The organism is Martelella alba, from assembly GCF_006516955.1.
GTDB lineage: Bacteria > Pseudomonadota > Alphaproteobacteria > Rhizobiales > Rhizobiaceae > Martelella > Martelella alba.
In genome coordinates this window covers 79,264-99,495 of record NZ_VHLG01000002.1, presented here as the reverse complement: position 1 = coordinate 99,495, position 20,232 = coordinate 79,264, and the positions used below count along the sequence as shown (strand labels likewise).

The 20,232-nt window shown below is 59.6% G+C and carries 19 protein-coding genes, 1 tRNA gene, 2 pseudogenes, 1 CRISPR repeat array and 1 other annotated feature (1 of these 24 only partly in view); of the genes and pseudogenes, 10 read left to right on the top strand and 12 right to left on the bottom strand.

What is annotated here, in order from left to right:
- Window positions 1-65: 65 nt before the first annotated feature.
- The 8 genes from yacG to FJU08_RS03975 form a co-directional block, all read right to left on the bottom strand.
- Window positions 66-263, bottom strand: coding sequence for a DNA gyrase inhibitor YacG (yacG, locus tag FJU08_RS04010; RefSeq protein WP_141147695.1), 198 nt, complete (start codon window positions 261-263; stop codon window positions 66-68).
- Entirely contained in the window at window positions 260-886 is a 627-nt protein-coding gene (locus FJU08_RS04005; RefSeq protein ID WP_141147694.1) for a Maf family nucleotide pyrophosphatase, read from the bottom strand. The genes yacG and FJU08_RS04005 overlap by 4 nt, the downstream gene beginning before the upstream one ends.
- Window positions 887-944: 58 nt before the next feature.
- Window positions 945-1,163, bottom strand: coding sequence for a translation initiation factor IF-1 (gene infA / locus FJU08_RS04000; protein ID WP_018067566.1), 219 nt, complete (start codon window positions 1,161-1,163; stop codon window positions 945-947).
- Window positions 1,164-1,397: 234 nt separating this feature from the next.
- Window positions 1,398-1,868 carry a UPF0262 family protein gene (locus FJU08_RS03995; protein WP_141147693.1) on the bottom strand — a complete coding sequence of 157 codons (471 nt, stop codon included), beginning with the start codon at window positions 1,866-1,868 and terminating at the stop codon, window positions 1,398-1,400.
- Between the two features lie 4 nt (window positions 1,869-1,872).
- A complete protein-coding gene (gene hisD, locus FJU08_RS03990) occupies window positions 1,873-3,108 on the bottom strand; it encodes a histidinol dehydrogenase (RefSeq protein ID WP_407943683.1) in 1,236 nt (411 codons plus the stop codon).
- Window positions 3,109-3,212: 104 nt separating this feature from the next.
- Window positions 3,213-3,653 carry a DUF2948 family protein gene (locus tag FJU08_RS03985; RefSeq protein ID WP_141147691.1) on the bottom strand — a complete coding sequence of 147 codons (441 nt, stop codon included), beginning with the start codon at window positions 3,651-3,653 and terminating at the stop codon, window positions 3,213-3,215.
- A 108-nt stretch (window positions 3,654-3,761) separates the two neighbouring features.
- A complete protein-coding gene (gene murA / locus FJU08_RS03980; protein ID WP_141147690.1) occupies window positions 3,762-5,054 on the bottom strand; it encodes a UDP-N-acetylglucosamine 1-carboxyvinyltransferase in 1,293 nt (430 codons plus the stop codon).
- Window positions 5,055-5,296: 242 nt separating this feature from the next.
- Window positions 5,297-5,479 (bottom strand): hypothetical protein, encoded by a 183-nt coding sequence (locus FJU08_RS03975; protein ID WP_141147689.1) that lies wholly within the window; start codon window positions 5,477-5,479, stop codon window positions 5,297-5,299.
- Window positions 5,480-5,640: 161 nt separating this feature from the next.
- Here FJU08_RS03975 and FJU08_RS03970 point away from each other — a divergent pair.
- Window positions 5,641-5,715, top strand: a tRNA-Thr gene (locus tag FJU08_RS03970).
- Between the two features lie 336 nt (window positions 5,716-6,051).
- Here the strand turns inward: FJU08_RS03970 and FJU08_RS03965 are convergent.
- Window positions 6,052-6,192: pseudogene (locus FJU08_RS03965) on the bottom strand (transposase); the annotation flags it as partial.
- Between the two features lie 146 nt (window positions 6,193-6,338).
- Here FJU08_RS03965 and cas3 point away from each other — a divergent pair.
- The 8 genes and pseudogenes from cas3 to FJU08_RS03925 all read left to right on the top strand — a co-directional run.
- Complete coding sequence (gene cas3, locus FJU08_RS03960) at window positions 6,339-8,597, top strand: CRISPR-associated helicase Cas3' (protein WP_141147688.1); 2,259 nt, start codon at window positions 6,339-6,341, stop codon at window positions 8,595-8,597.
- A 27-nt stretch (window positions 8,598-8,624) separates the two neighbouring features.
- Window positions 8,625-9,323, top strand: a complete 699-nt coding sequence (gene cas5c, locus FJU08_RS03955; RefSeq protein ID WP_141147687.1) for a type I-C CRISPR-associated protein Cas5c — start codon at window positions 8,625-8,627, stop codon at window positions 9,321-9,323.
- A complete protein-coding gene (cas8c, locus tag FJU08_RS03950) occupies window positions 9,320-11,092 on the top strand; it encodes a type I-C CRISPR-associated protein Cas8c/Csd1 (RefSeq protein WP_141147686.1) in 1,773 nt (590 codons plus the stop codon). Before cas5c ends, cas8c begins: the two co-directional genes overlap by 4 nt.
- Window positions 11,089-12,039, top strand: a complete 951-nt coding sequence (gene cas7c / locus FJU08_RS03945) for a type I-C CRISPR-associated protein Cas7/Csd2 (RefSeq protein WP_141147685.1) — start codon at window positions 11,089-11,091, stop codon at window positions 12,037-12,039. The genes cas8c and cas7c overlap by 4 nt, the downstream gene beginning before the upstream one ends.
- A gap of 17 nt (window positions 12,040-12,056) precedes the next feature.
- Complete coding sequence (cas4, locus tag FJU08_RS03940; protein WP_141147684.1) at window positions 12,057-12,710, top strand: CRISPR-associated protein Cas4; 654 nt, start codon at window positions 12,057-12,059, stop codon at window positions 12,708-12,710.
- Between the two features lie 5 nt (window positions 12,711-12,715).
- On the top strand, window positions 12,716-13,750 hold the full coding sequence (gene cas1c, locus FJU08_RS03935) for a type I-C CRISPR-associated endonuclease Cas1c (RefSeq protein ID WP_141147683.1): 1,035 nt from the start codon (window positions 12,716-12,718) through the stop codon (window positions 13,748-13,750).
- A gap of 9 nt (window positions 13,751-13,759) precedes the next feature.
- A complete protein-coding gene (gene cas2, locus FJU08_RS03930) occupies window positions 13,760-14,050 on the top strand; it encodes a CRISPR-associated endonuclease Cas2 (RefSeq protein WP_141147682.1) in 291 nt (96 codons plus the stop codon).
- Window positions 14,051-14,260: 210 nt separating this feature from the next.
- Window positions 14,261-14,693: a CRISPR direct-repeat array (repeat unit 32 nt; unit sequence GTCGCCCCTCACGCAGGGGCGTGGATCGAAAC).
- A 102-nt stretch (window positions 14,694-14,795) separates the two neighbouring features.
- Window positions 14,796-15,005, top strand: a pseudogene (locus FJU08_RS03925) (integrase core domain-containing protein); the annotation flags it as partial.
- 336 nt (window positions 15,006-15,341) lie between these two features.
- Here the strand turns inward: FJU08_RS03925 and FJU08_RS03920 are convergent.
- A complete protein-coding gene (locus FJU08_RS03920; protein WP_141147681.1) occupies window positions 15,342-16,631 on the bottom strand; it encodes an MFS transporter in 1,290 nt (429 codons plus the stop codon).
- 98 nt (window positions 16,632-16,729) lie between these two features.
- Here FJU08_RS03920 and FJU08_RS03915 point away from each other — a divergent pair, with 98 nt between their 5' ends.
- Window positions 16,730-17,638, top strand: a complete 909-nt coding sequence (locus tag FJU08_RS03915; RefSeq protein WP_141147680.1) for a LysR family transcriptional regulator — start codon at window positions 16,730-16,732, stop codon at window positions 17,636-17,638.
- A 17-nt stretch (window positions 17,639-17,655) separates the two neighbouring features.
- On the opposite strand, the gene FJU08_RS03910 is transcribed toward FJU08_RS03915, so the two are convergent.
- Together FJU08_RS03910 and FJU08_RS03905 are read right to left on the bottom strand one after the other, a co-directional pair.
- Window positions 17,656-18,510, bottom strand: a complete 855-nt coding sequence (locus FJU08_RS03910) for a universal stress protein (RefSeq protein ID WP_141147679.1) — start codon at window positions 18,508-18,510, stop codon at window positions 17,656-17,658.
- 94 nt (window positions 18,511-18,604) lie between these two features.
- Entirely contained in the window at window positions 18,605-20,107 is a 1,503-nt protein-coding gene (locus FJU08_RS03905) for a SulP family inorganic anion transporter (RefSeq protein ID WP_141147678.1), read from the bottom strand.
- Between the two features lie 72 nt (window positions 20,108-20,179).
- Window positions 20,180-20,232: a sequence feature (sul1 is cis-regulatory element that is thought to sense ions involved in sulfur or methionine metabolism; They are found in Alphaproteobacteria), on the bottom strand; it runs 3 nt beyond the window's last position.

Below are 20,232 nucleotides of genomic sequence, written 5' to 3'. Positions count from 1 at the left end.
TCCGATATTTGCAGAAAAGATCCCAATTTTGATCGAATATCGATCAATTATTGGCCGATGTCGCCCTATTCATCGTCAAAGCCGCCGGCTTTTGATTCGTCTTCGGCAACAGGGATGGCGTAGGAGCCCTTGAGCCAGCGAGACAGGTCGAGATCGCGGCAGCGCTCGGAGCAGAAGGGGTAGCTCTCACGTACAGAGGGGCGGCCGCATTCAGGGCAGGGACGCGGTTTGCGAAGGGGTTCAATCGAGGCTTTCTGGGTCATGAATTATCTTCCATCCATCCCGCTGTGCAATCGAAGCCGCGACCGGCAAGCAGGTTTGCAGTCTCGTAAAGCGGCAGACCGACCACGGCGGAATAGGAGCCGAGGATACGGGTCACGAAGGTCGCCGCCAAGCCCTGAATGGCGTAGGCGCCCGCCTTGCCCTTCCAGTCTCCGCTCCTGATATAGGCATCATATTCATGCGGTGAAAGAGGCTTGAAGCTCACACGGCTTTCGACGATCCTGAGCGAGGGGGGCTCGCCGCCGATCACCGCGACCGCAAGCCCGGTATAGACGCGGTGCGTGCGGCCGGAAAGCAGGGACAGGCAATGGCGCGCTTCTGCCTCTGTTTCGGCCTTCGGCAATATCCGCCGGCCGACGGCAACCACGGTATCGGCAGAAAGAACCAGCGTGCCCGCTTCCTCGCCGGCCGGATCGATCATCGCACGGACGGCTTCTGCCTTGCCACAGGCCAGCCGTCCGGCCAGTGCGCGCGGCGTTTCACCGGCAAGCGGCGTTTCGTCGATATCGGCGGGAATGATCCGGTCCGGCGAAATGCCAGCCTGTCTGAGCAGGTCAACGCGGCGCGGAGAGGCGGAGGCCAGTATCAGTCGGTGCGCGGCCACAAATACACCTGTCTTTCTGCCTGCGGGGATTGAGGGGCGCGGCGGAGCGCCACCCGAGTTACTTGAAACGATAGGTGATGCGGCCCTTGGTCAGGTCGTAGGGGGTCATCTCCACCAGAACCTTGTCGCCGGCGAGAACGCGGATACGGTTCTTGCGCATGCGACCGGCCGTATGGGCGATGATTTCATGTTCGTTTTCCAGCTTCACCCGGAAGGTCGCATTCGGCAGCAGCTCGACCACGACGCCGGGGAACTCCAGGACTTCTTCTTTAGCCATCTAGTCTTTGTCTTTCTTTTCCGGGATCAAGGCGCCTTTGCCGATCCCTCTTCGATTTGCGGCGGAAACTACACGTTCCCGTCAGATTTGTGAACCTTGTTTCATGGCGATCAGGCCGCTTTTACGCGCAGTTTGCAGGGCTATGCGCGAAATGCGGGCAAAAAACGATTGCGCTGCCGATCGTGAACGTTAGCGCCTATTTAGTGGAATGCGCGCCGCGCGGCAAGGGGGCGCTCAACCGCGCCAATAGAGCACGCAAACCAGCGTGAAAAGCCGCCTTGCCGTGTTGAAATCGATCTCGATCTTGCCCTTCAATCGGTCCTGCAATGTTTGCGAGCCTTCATTGTGGACACCGCGACGGCCCATGTCGATGGCCTCGATCTTCGCGGTCGAGGCAGTTTTGATCGCTTCGTAATAGCTTTCACAGATCATGAAATAGTCCTTCACGATCCGGCGGAACGGCGTCAGCGACAGGATATGGGTGGCAACAGGATCGCCGTTTTCAAGCCTGATGTCGAAGACCAGCTTGTTCTCTGCCAGCGAGAGGGTCAGCTTGTATGGACCGCCATCATGGCCGAGCGGATGGAAGCTGTTTTCCTCCAGCAGGTCAAAAATGGCGACCGCCCGTTCGTGTTCGACATCGGGCGAGGCGCGGCCGATGCTCTCATCGAGCACAACATCGCTCAGCCTGAAGTCGCCTGCCATGGCTTCATTCTCCGCGGTTAAGCCTGATGGCGACCGATCGTGCATGGGCGCCGAGACCTTCGCATTCTGCAAGCTTTATAGCCGGTGGCGCAAGCGCTGCGAGCTGATCTGGCCCCAGACGAAGGATTGAGGTGCGTTTGACGAAGTCGAGCACGGAGAGGCCCGAGGAAAAACGCGCCGAACGCGCGGTCGGCAGAACGTGGTTCGAACCGCCGACATAATCGCCGATCGCTTCCGGCGTGAAGTGGCCAGCGAAAATGGCACCGGCATTGCGCACCTTGGGGATCAGGCTGTCGGGATCATCAACGGCAAGTTCCAGATGTTCCGGTGCGATGCGGTTGGCAAGCGGCATGGCGGCATCAAGATCGGTAACGGTGATAATGGCGCCGTAATCATGCCAGCTGGCACCGGCGATCTCGCCGCGTGGCAGCGTCTTGAGCTGGCGTTCAACGGCAGTTGCAACTGCCTCGCCAAGGCTGCGGTCGGTGGTGATCAGGATCGACTGGGCGGCGGTATCGTGCTCGGCCTGGGCCAGAAGGTCAGCGGCGATCCAGTCTGGATTGTTCTCGCCATCGGCAATGATCAGCACTTCCGAGGGACCGGCGATCATATCGATACCCACCGTGCCGAACACGGCACGCTTTGCCGCTGCGACATAGGCATTGCCGGGCCCGACAATCTTGGAAACAGGCCTGATCGTTTCGGTGCCGTAGGCGAGCGCACCGACAGCCTGAGCGCCGCCAATGCGATAGATTTCGCTGATACCGGCAATGCGGGCGGCGGCAAGAACGGCGGGGTTGACTGCACCCTTCATCGCCGGAACGACCATGACGATGCGCTCGACACCGGCAACCTTTGCCGGTACGGCGTTCATCAGCACCGAGCTTGGATAGCTGGCCGTGCCGCCCGGCACATAAAGCCCGACAGCCTCGACAGCGGTCCAGCGGCTGCCGAGCTGAACGCCGATCTCATCCTCATAGAGATCGTCCTTCGGCATCTGGCGGGCATGGTGGCTGCGGATGCGGGCCTCGGCGATGGTGAGCGCCTCAATCACCTTCGGGTCGACTGCAGCGATGGCGGCGTCGACTTCGTCGGCGGAAATCGCCATCGGTGTGACGGCAAAATCAACGCTGTCGAAGCGTGCGGAATAGGCCGCAAGCGCTGCATCGCCATTCTCGCGCACATCCTTCAGGATGGCATCGACGGTGTCGCTGACATCCTTCGATACTTCGCGCTTCATTGAAAGCAGCGTTTTGAACTCGTCTTCGAAACCGGCATCCGCCGCGTCGAGCCACTTTACCACGTCAGTCCCCTTGCCTTGAATGATCCATTGCCGGTGGCCGCTCAGCCCCTGTGACGGGGCGTTGCGCGCGCCTCCCAGCTGCCGGAAATATCGCTCAGCGCGACTTCGATCACCTCGACATCGAGCATGATCTCGCCGCCGCCGGAAAGCGACAGAATAATCGATCCGTCCGGCCCCTCGCCATTCTTTTCGAACTGGATGGCAAGCAGGTTGGACACTTTATCCGTTGCCCCGCGGATGATGCCGACAGAGCGGACCGCCTGTACCCGCTTGAAGATGAGACTGGTGCGCCGCCGTTCGGGCTTGCGGAAGAAAGACCGCTTCTTCTCCCAGACGAAACGGTTGGCGCGCAGTTCAAACAGCCCCGATTCTTGCGAGAAGCGTGCGTCTTTCGTCAGGAAGACGGCATCCTGCATGTAGGCCGACAGGATGGCGAGGTCTTCTTCATCCAGCGCCATCAGTTTCAGGAGATCGGCAGACATGGTTGGGCTCCGGCGGGTTGGTTCGGTTCACTCCCGAGATAAGCCGCATTGGCTGCTTTCGCAACCACTTGAAGCCGGCCTTTGCCCGCCTTTCACCCGAAATCGGCTTCAGTCGCTGATGCGTTCGACGATTGCGCCGCACTGGGTCAGCTTTTCTTCCAGCCGTTCGAAGCCGCGATCGAGGTGGTAGACCCGGCCGACCGTGGTTTCGCCCTTGGCGGCAAGCCCGGCGATCACCAGCGAGACGGAGGCGCGCAGATCGGTCGCCATGACAGGGGCGCCATGCAGTTCGGGCGTGCCGGTGATCGTCGCCGTCTGGCCGGACAGGGCGATCCTGGAGCCCAGGCGCGCCAGTTCCTGCACGTGCATGAAGCGGTTTTCAAAGATCGTTTCGGTGATGTGGGAAACGCCATTGGCACGGGTCATCAGCGCCATGAACTGGGCCTGAAGGTCGGTCGGGAAATCGGGATAGGGTTTCGTGACAATATCGACGGGGCGGATATCCGTGCCCGAGGCGACGATGCGGATGCCGTCCTCAAGCGCTGTGACCTGTGCCCCGGATGCGGCAATCGCTTCGATGGCCGTCGGCAACAGCGCCGTGCTGGTGTTTTTCAGCGTTACATCGCCACCGGTCATGGCAACGGCGATTGCGTAGGTGCCGGTCTCGATACGATCGGGAAGCACGCTGTGGCGGGCGCCCGACAGCACCTTGACGCCTTCAATCGTGATCGTGCCGGTCCCGGCGCCTTCGATTTTCGCACCCATGGCCTTCAGGCAATTGGCGAGATCGACCACCTCCGGCTCGCGGGCTGCATTTTCCAAAACGGTCGTGCCATTGGCCAGCGTTGCCGCCATCATTAGCGTATGGGTCGCGCCAACGGAAACCTTGGGGAAGACATAGCGGGCGCCGATCAGGCCGCCCTTGGGCGCCTTTGCCTCGACATAGCCGGATTCAATTTCAATCTCGGCGCCGAGCGCGCGCAGGCCATCAATGAAGAGATCGACGGGACGCGTACCGATGGCGCAGCCGCCCGGCAGCGAAACCCGGGCAACGCCTTCACGCGCCAGAAGCGGGCCGATGACCCAGAAGGATGCGCGCATCTTGCGCACGAGATCATAAGAGGCGGTGGTGTCGACAATGGTGCGGCAGGTGAAATGGATGGTGCGCGAATAGCCCTCTTCCTGGCGTTCGCGGCGGCCATTGACGGAAATGTCGACCCCGTGATTGCCGAGAATGCGCATTAGCAACTCGACATCGGCCAGATGCGGCACATTTTCGAGCGTTAGCGTATCGCTGGTCAGAAGCGAGGCGATCATCAAAGGCAGGGCCGCATTCTTGGCGCCGGAAATCGGAATAATGCCGTTAAGCTGGTTGCCGCCGATGATTTTGATCTTGTCCATTGGGTAATCCCGGGTCGCCCCGCCTCTAGAATGCTTGCGACGCTAAGCGCCAGTTGTCCGCCTGATATGATCGATCACGCTGCTTGACAAGCAATAGCGTGGGCGAAGTCACAACAGGTCAGTGTGGCCATCCCATGGCCGGGAGGACAAAATGCCACGTCAGAGTTTATAAAGTCTTTGCAAACCATAAAAACGAGGCCAGCCTTTCGCAGGGGAAGCTGGATGGGGACGCCTGTCGCTGATCACTTGATGTCCGGATCGCGCGCTGCGGGGATGCCGCCTTCCGATTCGGCCTCGCCTGCACGGCGCGCGCGCGCCTGCTGCTTGCGGCGTTTCAGGTTTTCCTTCAGCTTCGCAGCCTCGCGCGCCTTGCGCTGCTCAGTCGGCGAAAGTGCCTTGTCTGCCTTGTCTTTGCTGGTGGTCATCCGTTCTGTTTCCGTCCGTGTCGCCGCAGGGTTATTCACAAAAACTGCTGCATGCGTCAAAAAGAATTCGAAATAGCGTCTTGCACTTGTGCGCCAGCTATGGCAATAGGCCGCTTGCCTGCAGCGACGACATGTTGTCTGCGGCTTCCGGCGACGGAAGGGCTGCTATAGCTCAGGGGTAGAGCACTCCCTTGGTAAGGGAGAGGCCGAGAGTTCAAATCTCTCTAGCAGCACCAGTTATCCTCCTGAAAATAAACGAATTTTCCGACATTCGGCTCCCTGCTTCCCGGTAGGTGAAAGCAGAGAAAACGGTGATTTCCCGTCTCAATCCGGGGAAAATCCGGGAAGTGCGTTATCTTGCCGTTCTGGTGTAGAAAAGCAAATCGCCGCCCCGATAGCCCTCGCAAGCGGCGCCAATAGCATGGCAAACCAAACCTGTTTTGCAGCTAAACAGGATCAGACAGCGAATTCCGGCACGATCCTAAATGCTGCAAGGCATGCCCGCGAATTCATTTTCGGGGGTGCTTGATGTCGCAGAGCTTTGTTCCTCGGCTGCGCTGCTGCGCAGTTTTCTTGTTGCGTTTGGTCCAGTGACGCATTGTGGCAAAAGCGCTTTCGATAGGGTTTGATGTCCTGATGCTCTGCCAGTGTTGGGCAGGCAAGTCGGAGAAGGTCAGCAATTCCTCGTGGCCTTTGATGAGGCATTTGCTGGCAATCTTCGAGGGGCGTAAAATTATAGACAATCGCGCGATTTTCGCCTTGAATAAGTATCTCTAGGTTGCGGCCGGGGGCTTCTGTCATGCCGGCCTCTGTTGGAGGCGTAATGCAGGGTGATGCCGAGCATGCAAATCGGAGGGGCATGGCTTATTTCGCACATTCGTCAAAGGACCAAGGCAAGACGGACTGGCAATTGCTTCTGGATCACTTGCAGGCTACGGCCGGTCTGGCAGGCGAGCGTGGCGCGCCTCTCGGACTTGAGCGGGCTGCCTTTGTTGCCGGGCTGGTCCATGACCTTGGCAAATACAATACACGTTTTCAGCGCCGGATAGCGGGTGACAATCTTGCGGTTGATCATGCAACGGCGGGCGGCAAGGTTCTCTGTGCGGAGATGACCGACAGTGACAAAGCCATGGCGGAGGTGATCGCCTATGCCATTCTGGGTCACCATGCCGGTCTGCCGGATCGCAGGAATGAAACCAATGCCTGTCTCGACTGGCGCATTGAAAACTGTCCCGAAATCAATCCCGACTGGCGTGCTGAACTGGGAGAACTGCCGAAGGATCTGGCGCCGCTCGAACTCATCGGACGTTTTCCGCGAGACGACAGGCAGAAACATGCTTTTGCATGGTCGGTGATGGGGAGGATGATCTTTTCCTGCCTGGTGGATGCCGACTTTCGCGATACCGAGGCCTATTATGCGGGGCTGGACGGTGGGCAAGTTGACCGGCAATGGCCTGAACTTCGGAGATTGTTGCCGACGCTTTCGGCGCGCTATGAGACCCATATGGCGGGGTTTTCCCGTGATGGCGATCTGAACGTGCTGCGGGGGGAGATTCTCGACCATGTGCGCGGCAAGGCTGACGAAAAGCCCGGCCTGTTCACGCTCACCGTGCCGACCGGCGGCGGCAAGACGCTGGCCTCGCTTGGCTTCGCGCTCGACCATGCCAAAGCCCATGGCCACCGCCGCATCATCTATGCCATCCCGTTCACCTCGATCATCGAGCAGACGGCGGCGATTTTTCGCGATGTGCTTGAGCGGGAGGGTGAGCAGATCATTCTCGAACACCATTCCTCCATTGATGAGCAGGCGCGCAAGGGTCGCGAGCCTGCTCAGCAGCGTGACAAGCTGAAGCTGGCCATGGAGGACTGGGCCGCTCCCATTGTCGTCACCACCAATGTGCAATTGTTCGAAAGCCTGTTTGCCGCACGCACGTCGAAGGCACGCAAGCTGCACAATATTGCCGGCTCGATCATCATTCTTGATGAGGCGCAGACGCTGCCCCGTCAATATCTTCTGCCGGTCATGCGGATGCTTCAGGCGCTGGCCGACCAATATGGCTGCACGATCATCCTGTGCACGGCGACACAACCGGCGCTCGGGCGGCGTGAGGGTTTCGATGGTCTGAGGCTTGACGAGACGCGCGAACTGGCCCCCGATCCGCGCGGCCTGGCCGCACATCTTGCCCGCGCACGCATTCGCCATGCGGGCAGGATGGACAATGAGGCACTGATTGAAGCGCTCTGCGAACAGGATCAGGCGCTGGTGATCGTCAACAGCCGTCGCCATGCGCTGGAACTCTACAAGCAGGCGAAAGAGCAGGGTCTTTCCGGTCTGGTTCATCTGACTACACGCCAATGCGCGGCCCATCGCCGGGTCATTCTGGCCGATGTCCGGGCGCGGCTGGAGAACGGTGAGCCATGCCGGGTGATTGCCACAAGTCTGATCGAGGCGGGCGTTGATGTCGATTTTCCCGCAGTCTTGCGCGCCGAAGCCGGTCTGGACCAGATTGTTCAGGCGGCCGGTCGCTGCAACCGGGAAGGAAAGCGCCCGCCCGAGAAGAGCATCGTGACCGTGTTTACCCCGCCGGATTATGCGCCGCCGACAGAGATCAAGGGGCTGATCGGCGATATGGGGCGGATCATCGGGCAGCATGACGATCTGCTGTCGCTTTCCGCCATCGAAGATTATTTCAGGGAGGTCTATTGGCGGGCGGGGGCGAAAGGGCTGGATAGCAAGAAGATTTGTGACGATTTCTCGGTGACGGGCCGTGGCACAGATTTTGCTTATCGCACAGTGGCGGAAAAGTTCTGCATGATCGAAAGTGGTATGGAGCCGGTCGTCATTCCGTTTGATGAAAAGGCGAAAAAGGCAATCGGTGACCTTCGCATCGAAAACATTCCCTCTGGCCGAATCGCAAGGTTGTTGCAATCTTACGTAGTGCAGGTGCCGCCGAAGGCCCGCGCATTGCTTCTGGCGAATGGACATGTCCGCTTTGTTGAGCCGGAGCTGCGCGGCAACCAGTTTGCGGTGCTTGAGATGGCCTCGCTTTACAGCCCCGAAATTGGTTTGTTGTGGGAGAATGCCGACTATCTGGCTGCGGAGAATATGATGGTGTGAGCGCAGCATCGGGAATGGGGGAAAGAATTGCCTTACGGAATCCGACTGAAAGTCTGGGGAGACTATGGCTGTTTCACGCGGCCTGAAATGAAGGTGGAGCGGGTTTCCTATGACGTGATGACGCCATCCGCGGCGCGCGGCATTCTGGAAGCGGTGCACTGGAAACCGGCAATCCGCTGGGTGATCGATGCCATTCATGTTCTGGAGCCGATCCGGTTCCAGTCGATCCGGCGCAACGAGGTTGGCCACAAGGCGCCCGCTGGCAAGATCAAGTCGGCGATGAAGCGTGGTGATCTCGGCGGGCTTGGCATTCTTGTCGATGAGGATCGTCAGCAGCGCGCGGCAACCGTTCTGGTCAGGCCTGCCTATGTCATCGAAGCCCATTTCGAGATGACGGAACGGGCCGGGCCGGATGACAACGAGGCCAAGCATCTCGATATTTTCAACCGTCGCGCCCGCAAGGGCCAGTGTTTCAACCAGCCCTGCCTCGGAACCCGCGAATTTTCCGCCGCCTTCGAACTGATCGAGCCGGATACGCCGCTGCCGCAGGCTGATACTGAACACCAGACGGCAAGTCTTGGCTTTGGCACACCGCGCGATCTCGGCTTCATGCTTTATGACATCGACCACGCGGCAAAGGGGCGGCCATCGCTGTTCTTCCGCGCGCTGCTTGAAGACGGCGTGGTGAAGGTTCCGTCTCCCGGCTCTGCGGAGATCTTGCGATGACCATTCTGACCTCACTGGTTAAGGCCTATGACCGGCTGCCGGATGCGCCGCCGATCGGCTATTCATCGGAGAAGATCGGCTTTGCCATTTCGCTGAATGAGGATGGCAGCGTTGCCTATGTCATTGACCTTCGCGAGGGAGAGGGGAAAAAGGCGCGACCGCGCCAGATGCTGGTGCCGCAGGCCGTGAAGCGGACGGCGGGCATTTCCCCGAATTTTCTGTGGGACAAGACATCTTACGTGCTTGGCGTAACGGCGGGTGAAGGCAGGCGTACGGCAGAAGAGCATGAGGCCTTCGTTGAACGTCACGTAACAGATATTGGCGATACGGATGATATCGGCCTCAAAGCAGTTCTGTATTTTTTGAAGACCTGGAAAGTTGAAAGCTTTTTGGCGCTTGGCTGGCCGGAAGACATGCTCGACCAGAATATTGTCTTCGTGCTGGAAAGCGAGCGATTGGCCAATATCTACCTGCATGACCGGCCTGCGGTGCGTGCACTCTGGTCGGATCTGTCCGCTGGTTCCGGTCAGGCTGACGAGATCTGTCTTGTTTCCGGGAAAAGAGGGGCCGTCGCCCGCCTTCATCCCTCAATCAAGGGTGTGTGGGGTGCGCAATCGTCTGGTGCTGCACTGGTTTCCTTCAATCTCGATGCCTTCAGATCCTACGGGCACGAACAGGGTGAAAACGCTCCGGTCTCCGAAACGGCGGCATTCAAATATACGACTGTTCTCAACCGCTATCTCGAACGCGACAGCGGTCACCGGGTGCAGATCGGCGATGCCTCGACCGTGTTCTGGGCCGATGCCGCTGATCTGAAACGGGCGGAAGAGGCGGAGAGCCTTTTCACCATGTTCATCGAACCGGAGCGCGGAGAGGGCAGTACGGCGGACGATGACAAGGCCGCAACCCGGGACATTGAAATTCGCCTGAAACGCATTCGCGACGGTGCACCGCTTGCCGCCGTCGAGCCTGAGCTGGCCGATGGCGTGCGGTTTTATGTTTTGGGGCTTGCGCCCAATGCCGCACGGCTTTCGGTCCGGTTTTTCTTTGCCGATACATTTGGTGTGCTGACGGAAAACTATCAGCGATTCCTCGCCGATATGCGCATCGATCCGCCACCGCCGGAGGGCTATCCGCCGCTGTGGCGCTATCTTCAGGAAACGGCTGTTCTCGGCAAGCGGGACAATGTGCCGCCCAATCTTGCAGGCGAATGGATGCGCGCCATCCTTTCCGGCACGCGCTATCCGCTGACGCTGCTGTCATCGGTGCTGATGCGCATCCGCGCCGACGGTCATATCAACGCAAGGCGGGTTTCAATGCTGAAAGCCGTTCTCATCCGCAATTTCAACAGGGAGGCTCCGGTGGGACTTGATTCGGACAATACCAATAAGGGCTACCTTCTGGGGCGGCTCTTTGCTGTCTATGAGCAGATCCAGACTGCGGCGCTCGGCAGTCGGGTCAATGCAACGGTGAAGGACAAGTTTTATGGTTCGGCATCGGCGCAACCGCGCAAGGCCTTTGCCTTGCTGGAAAGCGGCTCCGCCAACCACTTGTCCAAGATTGGCAAGCAGAAGCCCGGCTACAAGGTCAATCTTGAAAAGACCGTGGCCGCGATCATGGAGCAGATGTCGCCGGATAATGATCCGTTCCCGGCCTCGCTCAATGCCGAGGAACAGGCGCTTTTCGGCCTGGGCTATTACCACCAGCGCAACACATTTTTCAGGAAAGCGGCAGAGACAGCCGGAACTCAAGGGGAGAGCGAAGAATGACCGTCCTTGCCAATCGCTATGATTTTGCCGTGATCTTTGAAGTCAAAAATGGCAATCCGAACGGTGATCCCGATGCCGGCAATCTTCCGCGCCTCGATCCCGAAACCAACAAGGGGCTGGTTTCCGATGTCAGCCTCAAGCGCAAGATCAGAAATTATGTCGATCTTGCCCATCACGCCGAGGACAGCTTTCACATCTATGTCGAGGAAGGTGCGATCCTCAATGAAAAGCACCGCGAGGCCTACAAGGCGCTTCACCCCGACGATGCCAAGCTGGAAAAGGCGGCAAAGCTGAACCCGAAGGATGATGCCGAGGCGAAAAAGTTGACGGCCTTCATGTGCGCCAATTTCTTTGATGTCCGCACGTTCGGCGCCGTCATGTCGACCGGTATCAATTGCGGCCAGGTCAAGGGACCGGTGCAGATGAGCTTTGCCACCTCGGTGGAGCCGATCATGCCGCTGGAAATCTCCATCACCCGTATGGCTGCCACCAATCCGGCAGAGGCCAGGCAGAAGCTGGAAGGTGACGATTCCCCCGAGCGGACGGATAACCGCACCATGGGCCGCAAGCACATTGTGCCTTACGGTCTCTACGTTGCCCACGGCTTTATTTCGGCGAAATTTGCCGAGCGCACCGGCTTTTCGGAATCCGACCTCGACCTGTTGTTCGAAGCGCTGGTCAACATGTTCGAGCATGACCGTTCCGCCGCCCGCGGTGAAATGGCAACCCGCAAGCTGATCGTGTTCAAACATGACAATGCGCTCGGCAATGCCCCCGCTCATACGCTGTTCGAACGGGTTCAAATCGGTCGCAATATTGGCGGAGACTTCAAGGTCATCGATGACCGTCTCGACAATTATCCGCCAGCACGCAGTTTCTCCGATTACATCGTGACCATCGACCGGGATAATCTGCCTGCCGGTGTCGAGATCATCGAAAAGCTCTGAGATGAGGGGAGGCGGGGATGGCAGATGAAAGCAGGCTTTCCGATCCCGTCCCCATTTCCGCTCTTCAGCACGCCGTTTATTGTCTGCGGCAGGCGGCGCTCATTCACATCGAGCAGGTCTGGGCGGAAAACCGGTTTACGGCGGAAGGTGATGTGCTGCACGCCGTTGCCGACAAGGGTGGCAAGCGCAAGGCGCGTGGCCTGCGCCGGGTGATGGCGCTGCCGGTTGCAAGCCGCCGGCTCAATATTTCCGGCATCGCGGATATGGTTGAATTCCAGCGTGATGACCATGAAACCGAGACGCCGTTTCCGGTGGAATACAAGCGCGGCAAGGCAAAACTGCACCGCGCCGACGAAGTCCAGTTATGCGCCCAGGCCCTGTGTCTGGAGGAAATGACCGGTTCTGCCGTGCCGGAAGGCGCGCTGTTTTACGGCGAAACCAAAAGGCGCGTTGCGGTGCCTTTCGATGCGGATCTGCGCGGGCTGACGGAGGAGACGATTTCAGCCTTCGCGGCCATTCGCGCTGCGGGCAAAACGCCGCCGCCGACCGAAAAACGGACGCGTTGCCGGGCCTGTTCTCTTGTTGAACTCTGTCGTCCCGAGGCTTTCGGTCGCCCGGTTCGGGCCTGGCGGCGACGGCAGGTGGACGGCATGGCAGATGAGGGGGGATAGGGTCTGTGAAAAAGCTTCTGAACACATTTTATGTCACGACCGAGGGGGCTGCCCTTTCCAAGGACGGGGAGAATCTGGTGGCCTCTGTGGAGGGCGAGGAACGCGGCCGTGTGCCACTGCACATGCTTTCAGGCGTTGTCGCATTCGGCGCTGTCTATGTGTCTCCGCCATTGATGGGCGCGCTGGCCGAGGCTGGCATCACGCTTTCGCTGATGAGCCGCAGCGGCCGGTTTCAGGCGCGCGTGGAAGGGCCTGTTACCGGCAATGTCCTTTTGCGCCGGGCGCAATATCGGGCAAGCGATACCCCGCAGGAAATCGTGCGCTCCTTCGTCATCGGCAAGGTGGCAAATCAGCGCGCGGTGCTGATGCGCTCGTTACGCGATTACGGCGATGATTATGCGCCGGAGGTTCGCGAAGGTATGGAGGCCGCCGCCGCGCGTCTGGCGCGGATTGCCCGACGGGCCGAACACGCCGACGACACCACTGATAAACTGCGCGGTTCGGAAGGCGAGGCGGCGAACATCTATTTCTCGGTCTTCGACCATCTGATCCGCTCGCCGGATGCTGAAATCCGCTTTCGCGGACGCTCGCGCAGGCCGCCGCTTGATCCGGTCAATGCGGTTCTCTCGTTTCTGTATACGCTTCTGGTGCATGATTGTCGCTCTGCGCTGGAAACCGTCGGCCTTGATCCGGCGGTTGGCTTCCTGCATCGCGACAGACCGGGGCGCCCGTCGCTGGCGCTTGACCTGATGGAAGAGCTGCGCCCAGTGCTGGCCGACAGGCTGGCCCTGTCACTGTTCAACCGGCGGCAATTACGTGCAGGCGACTTCGAGCAACGCGATGGCGGCGCTGTGATGCTCTGCGATGAGGCGCGCAAGACGGTGATCATGGCCTGGCAGGAGCGCAAGAAGGATGAACGCCAGCACCCGTTTCTCGGCGAGAAAACGCCGCTCGGTCTGGTTGCCTATATTCAGGCGCAATTGCTGGCGCGCCATCTGCGCGGCGATATTGACGCCTATCCACCCTGGTTCTGGAAGTGAGGCTAGATCATGCTCGTACTGGTCACCTATGATGTCAGCGTAACCGAAGGCAATGGCGCGGGGCGGCTGCGTGCGGTTGCCAAGGCGTGCCGTGATTTCGGGCAGCGCGTGCAGTATTCGGTGTTCGAGATCGAAGTCGACCCGGCGCAATGGACCAAGCTGAAAGCGCGGCTGGAAGGCATTATCAATCCCGATGTGGACAGCCTGCGCTATTATTATCTCGGTGCCAACTGGCAACGGCGCGTGGAGCATGTCGGTGCAAAGCCCGCGATCGATCTCAACGGTCCGCTGATCATCTGATCCGGCAAACCAGACATGTCATGGTAAAAGGCAGGTGCGAACCGCAAGCGTGCAGCAAAATGCGGTGCGTTCGCACAGTGTCTTGCTATTTGAAATTGTTAAACGAATTGCTCTCCTGTTCGCAAATGTCCCGGCGCAGGGCCTGCCAACTGTGCGGTTCGCGTTTTCGTACAAGATTGTCCTTGGCGCAAAAAGGCTTAAGCTCACGCCGTCGCCCCTCACGCAGGGGCGTGGATCGAAACATTCAGTGAGATATCCAGGTTATTGCCACCTGCCGTCGCCCCTCACGCAGGGGCGTGGATCGAAACCGCTGATGAGCTGAGCATAGATAGATGATGTCCATAGTCGCCCCTCACGCAGGGGCGTGGATCGAAACACTCGGGCTTATCGAAGCGCGTGACGTCCACCACGGTCGCCCCTCACGCAGGGGCGTGGATCGAAACTTCAATACGATCTCGAAGACTGTGCCGCCGACCGGTCGCCCCTCACGCAGGGGCGTGGATCGAAACCACACCCCGGCTCTCGACCCGCCACCACCTGGCCACGTCGCCCCTCACGCAGGGGCGTGGATCGAAACAGGTTTTTAACGGCCTGCTTGAAATATGATGGCTGTCGCCCCTCACGCAGGGGCGTGGATCGAAACATTCTGCGCCGTAGTCGAATTGACCTCCATGGCGAGTCGCCCCTCACGCAGGGGCGACAGGCCGTCCGGGTGGTACCAGCCTTCCTCGTCTTCTTCGTCTAGCGGCTGTGGCGGTCGATCAAATATGAAGAAATCTACTTTCACGCCTGCAAGGCTGTCGCTGAAGCCAGAGCCGGAATCGGCTGATATCTGAATTTTTACAACAGCCGCCGTCCGCGTTCATCGCTTGACCGCAAGGCACCGGATCAGGCTTGCTTCAACGCGCTGCCCGCGATATCAGCGGCAGCATCAATAAGGCCGGAAACCACTTGAGAACACGGCATTCCGTTGTTCAAACAAACCGAGCCACCTCTTGTAATTCAGCGTTGCCCTTCCCATATGAGGATCAACGCCGAGCGGCGCATTTAACCTTTGCCTGCGTAGCACTGTCACGAAGCTGTGACGGAAATATGCGTAAAACGAGGTGGCTGAGGTTCTCCGCTTCGAGGGTGTGACCACGGATGTACTGGCACATTGGCTCTTGAAGCGGATCATGAGAGGTCGGGGTTTCCCCGGCCTTTTTTGTTTCGAAAGGGCGCAGGTCCGCGCCCTTCAGAGATACCCCGCTCCTTGGACTGGCCGGGTGAGGCGAAAGCCGCCCGGTCTTTTTTATGTCCGGTTGCCGATCAGCGCTATCGCGCCAAGCACCAGGCCGAAAATGGCAAAGCTTGTGGTCAGGCCGACGACGGCGCCCCAGCCGCCATGCTGGTAGAAAAAGCCACCCACCGAGCCCGAGAGGCTCGATCCCATGTAATAGAACAGCAGGTAGAGCGACGAGGCGTGGCCTTTCGCGCCCTTTGCCGCGCGGCCGACCGAGCCGCTGGCGACCGAGTGACCGATGAAAAAGCCGGTCGCCACCAGTGCAATACCGATGAAGATGGCAACAAGCCCGGACATCAGCGTCAGAGTCACACCGGCCAGCATGACGAGAAAGCCGGAGATGATCAGCGGTGCGCGGCCGAAGCGGTCAGCAAGCGCACCGGCAACCGATGAAGAGACAATGCCGAAACCGAAGGCCAGGAATATCATGCTGACGGCTGTGCCGCTCAGATCATAGGGATCGGCCGAAAGGCGGAAGGTCGAATAGTTGAACAGCGTTACGAAAATGCTGGTCAAAAGAAAGCCGATGGCAAAAAGCCGGATCATTTCACCACGCTTCAAGTGCCCGCCCCAGGCGCGGAAGTGAAAGAAGGGATCAAAGCCCTTCTGCGCTTCGAAATGGCGTGAGCGCGGCAGGAGCAGGAAAAAGCCGATTGCCGAGAAGAGGCAGATGAGGCCAAGCGCTTCCATAGCGATCTGCCAGGAGGTGAATTCTGTCATCAGCCCCATGCCGACGCGGCCCATCATGGCGCCGAATCCGTTGCCGGCAATGTAGAGCCCCATGGCACGGCCGAGATGAGCGGGGTCGATTTCTTCCGCCAGCCAGGCCATGGCAACGGCGGGAACGCCGCCGAGCACCAGACCTTCCATGGCCCGGGCAAAGAGCAGGCCATGCCAGCTTGGCAGAACGGCCGCAGCAATGTTGAAGACGGCCGCCAGCAGCATGGAGATGAACATCAGTCCGCGCCGGCCAAGCGCCTGGGAGAAGGCGCTGGCGAGAAAGATCGAGATGGCTAGAAGCCCCGTGGTCAGCGACAGCGCCAGCGAGCTTGCCGCCGGTGAAATGGTGAAGCTTGTGGCAAAATAGGGCAGCAGCGGCTGAACACAATAAATCAGTGAGAAACTGGCAAAGCCGCCGAGAAACAGGGCGATACCGGCATTGCGAAATTCTGTCGTGCCGTAGCGGATCCATTGGTCAGCGACGGGGGCGGCTATAGGAGGCGCGATCGCCTCGACTGGCTGTCTTCCGGGGTCTGAAATGGAAAAACCGGCAACGGCGGATCGTGCATGGGAGGACATGACAAAACCTTTCCGTTCGTTGCCCGGAAAATATGATTATCTTCTCCATATGTCCAATATCTTGCATTGTCATTTGTGATATGTTTTTTAAATGACGTATGGAACTCCGTCATATTCGCTATTTCCTGGCCGTTGCCGAGGAAGAGAATTTCACCCGTGCAGCTGCCCGGCTTGGCATTGGCCAGCCGCCGCTCAGCCTGCAGATCCGTGATCTGGAACGGGAGGTCGGTGTGCAGCTGTTCCATCGCGTGCCGCATGGCGCGGAGCTGACGGAGGCGGGGCGGAGCTTTCTGGCCGCCGTGAAAGGACTTCCGGGCGCTGCGGAACAGGCAAAACAGGCAGCCCGCCGTGCGGCTGGCGGCATGACCGGTCAGCTTTCGCTCGGCTATTCGGGATCGGTTGCGCTGAATCCGCTTTTCCCGGCCGCCATCCGCGCCTTTCGGCGTGATTATCCCGATGTGGTGCTGTCGCTTTCGGAGATCAATTCGGTGGGCCTGATTGCCCGCCTCGTTGATGGCAGCCTCGATGTCGGCCTTGTGCGGCCGTCATCGGCCGATCCTGATACGCTGGAAATACGGCCATTGATGACCGAGCGGCTTGTGGCTGCCGTGCCGTCCAGCCATGTGGCGGCGGCGGCTCAAGGGCCGGTGAAACTGACGGTGTTGAAGGATGATGCCTTCATCCTCACCCCGCGGGCCATTGGTGTCAGCCTGCATGATGCAACGCTTGCCGCCTGCCGGGCCGCTGGGTTCGACCCCTTGCTTGGCCAACCCGCGCCGCAGATCGCCACCATATTGTCGCTGATAGCGGCGGAGACCGGCGTGGCGCTGGTGCCGGAGACCATGCGCCAGTTCAACATTCGCGGTGTTGCCTTTCTCGATGTCGCAGCACCGGAGCCTCAGCAGGTGCTGGCGGTTGCCCACCGCCGGGCGCTGCCTTCAGCAACCGCACAGAATTTCGCCCGGCTGATCCGAAAGATCGCAGCCGGGCGGCAAAGCGCAACATGAAGGGATGAGGGATTGTCTCAACGCAGCAGCAGCACCGGAATGCGGCAGGCGCGCAGCACCGCCGTTGTGGTCGAGCCGATCATCAGCGAGCGGATGCGTGAATGGCCATAGGCGCCCATCACCAGAAGGTCGGTCTTTTCCTCTGCAGCGATATCCTCAATCACCTTCTCGGCATGGCCGGAGCGGATGATGAGCTTTGCCTCGACCTTGGAATGTTCAATGCGGTGGATGGCTTCCTTTGCCTTTTTCGCCAGCGCGTCGCCCTCTTCGCAGACGGAGACGAGCGTGCAGCTGCAGCCTTCGAGAATGTCGCTTGTTGCGACGCGCTCGATCGCCTTTTCCGCGCTCGGCCCGCCATCATAGGCAATCAGCACCTTGTGGATCGGCTTGAAGGAACGGGCAGCGACAAAGACCGGGCATTTGGCCGAGCGCACCGCGCGCTCCAGATTGGAGCCGAGATGGCCGGAGGCAAAGTCAGCACCTTCACCACGTTTGCCGATAACGATGATGCGCGATTGTGTGCAGGTTTCTTCAATCGCTTCAACAAAATCGCCATTTCTGAGCTTGGTCGTCACATCGGCGACGCCGCCGAGCGCCAGCCGTTCGGTGGCAGATTCCAGCAGCAACCGGCCGCGCTTCTGGGCGGTGCGGGCATTGCGGGCATCCAGATCGGCAAGTTCTTCCAGAAGCGCCGTGCGGGCGCCAAGCCCGATCGTGCCGGCGAGATTGACCGGCGCCTGGTTTGCCACCGGCTTTTCGAGAATGTGGACGAGTTCGATTGGCGCACCAATGCGACCTGCCATCCAGGCGGCGTGGTCGCATACGCTTTCGGCATAGATCGAACCATCAATAAAGGCTGTCAGCTTGTCCATGGGTTTCCCCTCTGGCCGGCCTTGGGTGCCGGCCTTTTTAAAGTGTTGAACCTGGCCGGAACGCGCGGGAGATATCTCCCACGCGCGGGGCGCCTCAGTGGCCCTGGTCGAGCGAGCGCTCAAGCGCATCCGGCTTGTCGTGCACGGCCAGCTTGTCGACGATCGTGGCGCTCGCTTCGTTGAGGCCGATGACCTCCACGTCGGCGCCTTCACGCCTGAATTTCAACACTACCATGTCCAGCGCGGAGACGCTTGATATATCCCAAATATGCGCGCGGGAGACATCGATAACGACCTTTTCCAGTGCCTCCTTGAAATCGAAGGAAGCGTTGAAGCGTTCCACCGAAGCGAAGAACAGCTGTCCATGGATATTATAGGTCCTGACCGTCTGATCTTCGGACAGCGTCGAGGTGACGGAGAACAGCCGGGCGATCTTTGCAGCAAAGAAAATGCCCGACAGAAGCACGCCGGTCAGAACGCCGAGTGCCAGATTATGGGTCGCAACGACGACGGCAACCACCGCCAGCATGACAATGGAGGACGAGCGCGGATGGTGCTTCAGGTTCTTGATCGAGGACCAGGAAAAGGTGCCGATCGAAACCATGATCATGACCGCAACCAGCGCCGGCATCGGGATCTGGCTGACCCATTTGTCGAGCACGACAACGAGGATCAGGAGGACAAGGCCGGCAACGAAGGTGGACAGCCGCCCGCGGCCGCCTGATTTCACGTTGATCATCGACTGGCCGATCATGGCGCAGCCGGCCATGGCGCCGATAAAGCCGGTGGCGAAATTGGCAACGCCCTGGCCAACGCATTCGCGGTTCTTGTTGGAGCGCGTATCGGTGAGATCATCGATCAGCTGCGCCGTCATCAGGCTTTCCATCAACCCGACCAGGGCTACGGCCAGCGAATAGGGCAGGATGATCTTCAGCGTTTCCAGCGTGAAGGGCACGGCCGGCAGGTGGAAGGACGGGAAGCTGTCGGGCAGTGCCCCCATGTCGCCGACATGGTTGACATTGAAGCCGAAGATCATCGACAGCGCCGTGATGACGATGATGGCGACCAGCGGCGAGGGTACGGCGCGGGTGACATAGGGCAGCAGATAGATGATGGCGAGTGCGGCCGCAATCAGCGGATAGGTCAGCCACGGAACATGGATCAGCTGCGGCAGCTGCGCCATGAAAATCAGGATCGCCAGCGCGTTGACGAAGCCGGTCATCACCGATTTCGACACGAAACGCATCAGTGAACCAAGGCGGAGAATGCCGAAAATCACCTGCAGCACACCGGCCAGAACTGTAGCGGCCAGCAGATATTCCAGCCCGTGATCGGCAACCAGCGGCGTCATCAGCACGGCTGTGGCAGCGGTCGCGGCCGAAATCATGCCCGGCCTGCCGCCGACAAAGGCAATGATGACGGCAATCGAGAAGGAGGCGAACAGCCCGACCTTCGGATCAACGCCGGCAATGATGGAAAAGGCGATTGCCTCGGGGATCAGCGCCATCGCCACGACGAGGCCGGAGAGGATATCGGCGCGCGGATTTCCGAACCATTCCTGGCGGTAACGGGTAAGCGAAAATGTGTTTGTAGCCATCTTGTCTCAAAATCATCGACATCCGGGCACGGGAAGGGCGTGTTCGGGGTCGCGAATTTTCAAAATTAAAGAGGTTGTCCGGCGGATCGGCGGCCGGAAGAGCCACCCGGATTTTCACCGGGTCC

Coding starts and splice junctions, on each gene's coding strand:
- FJU08_RS03905 (WP_141147678.1), bottom strand. CDS start 20,107: ATGGCTACAAACACATTTTCGCTTACCCGTTACCGCCAGGAATGGTTC.
- murA (WP_141147690.1), bottom strand. CDS start 5,054: ATGGACAAGATCAAAATCATCGGCGGCAACCAGCTTAACGGCATTATT.
- FJU08_RS03915 (WP_141147680.1), top strand. CDS start 16,730: ATGGAACTCCGTCATATTCGCTATTTCCTGGCCGTTGCCGAGGAAGAG.
- hisD (WP_407943683.1), bottom strand. CDS start 3,108: ATGAAGCGCGAAGTATCGAAGGATGTCAGCGACACCGTCGATGCCATC.
- FJU08_RS03995 (WP_141147693.1), bottom strand. CDS start 1,868: ATGGCAGGCGACTTCAGGCTGAGCGATGTTGTGCTCGATGAGAGCATC.
- FJU08_RS03910 (WP_141147679.1), bottom strand. CDS start 18,510: ATGGACAAGCTGACAGCCTTTATTGATGGTTCGATCTATGCCGAAAGC.
- cas4 (WP_141147684.1), top strand. CDS start 12,057: ATGGCAGATGAAAGCAGGCTTTCCGATCCCGTCCCCATTTCCGCTCTT.
- FJU08_RS03985 (WP_141147691.1), bottom strand. CDS start 3,653: ATGTCTGCCGATCTCCTGAAACTGATGGCGCTGGATGAAGAAGACCTC.
- FJU08_RS03920 (WP_141147681.1), bottom strand. CDS start 16,631: ATGTCCTCCCATGCACGATCCGCCGTTGCCGGTTTTTCCATTTCAGAC.
- FJU08_RS03975 (WP_141147689.1), bottom strand. CDS start 5,479: ATGACCACCAGCAAAGACAAGGCAGACAAGGCACTTTCGCCGACTGAG.
- yacG (WP_141147695.1), bottom strand. CDS start 263: ATGACCCAGAAAGCCTCGATTGAACCCCTTCGCAAACCGCGTCCCTGC.
- cas2 (WP_141147682.1), top strand. CDS start 13,760: ATGCTCGTACTGGTCACCTATGATGTCAGCGTAACCGAAGGCAATGGC.
- cas3 (WP_141147688.1), top strand. CDS start 6,339: ATGGCTTATTTCGCACATTCGTCAAAGGACCAAGGCAAGACGGACTGG.
- cas7c (WP_141147685.1), top strand. CDS start 11,089: ATGACCGTCCTTGCCAATCGCTATGATTTTGCCGTGATCTTTGAAGTC.
- infA (WP_018067566.1), bottom strand. CDS start 1,163: ATGGCTAAAGAAGAAGTCCTGGAGTTCCCCGGCGTCGTGGTCGAGCTG.
- cas8c (WP_141147686.1), top strand. CDS start 9,320: ATGACCATTCTGACCTCACTGGTTAAGGCCTATGACCGGCTGCCGGAT.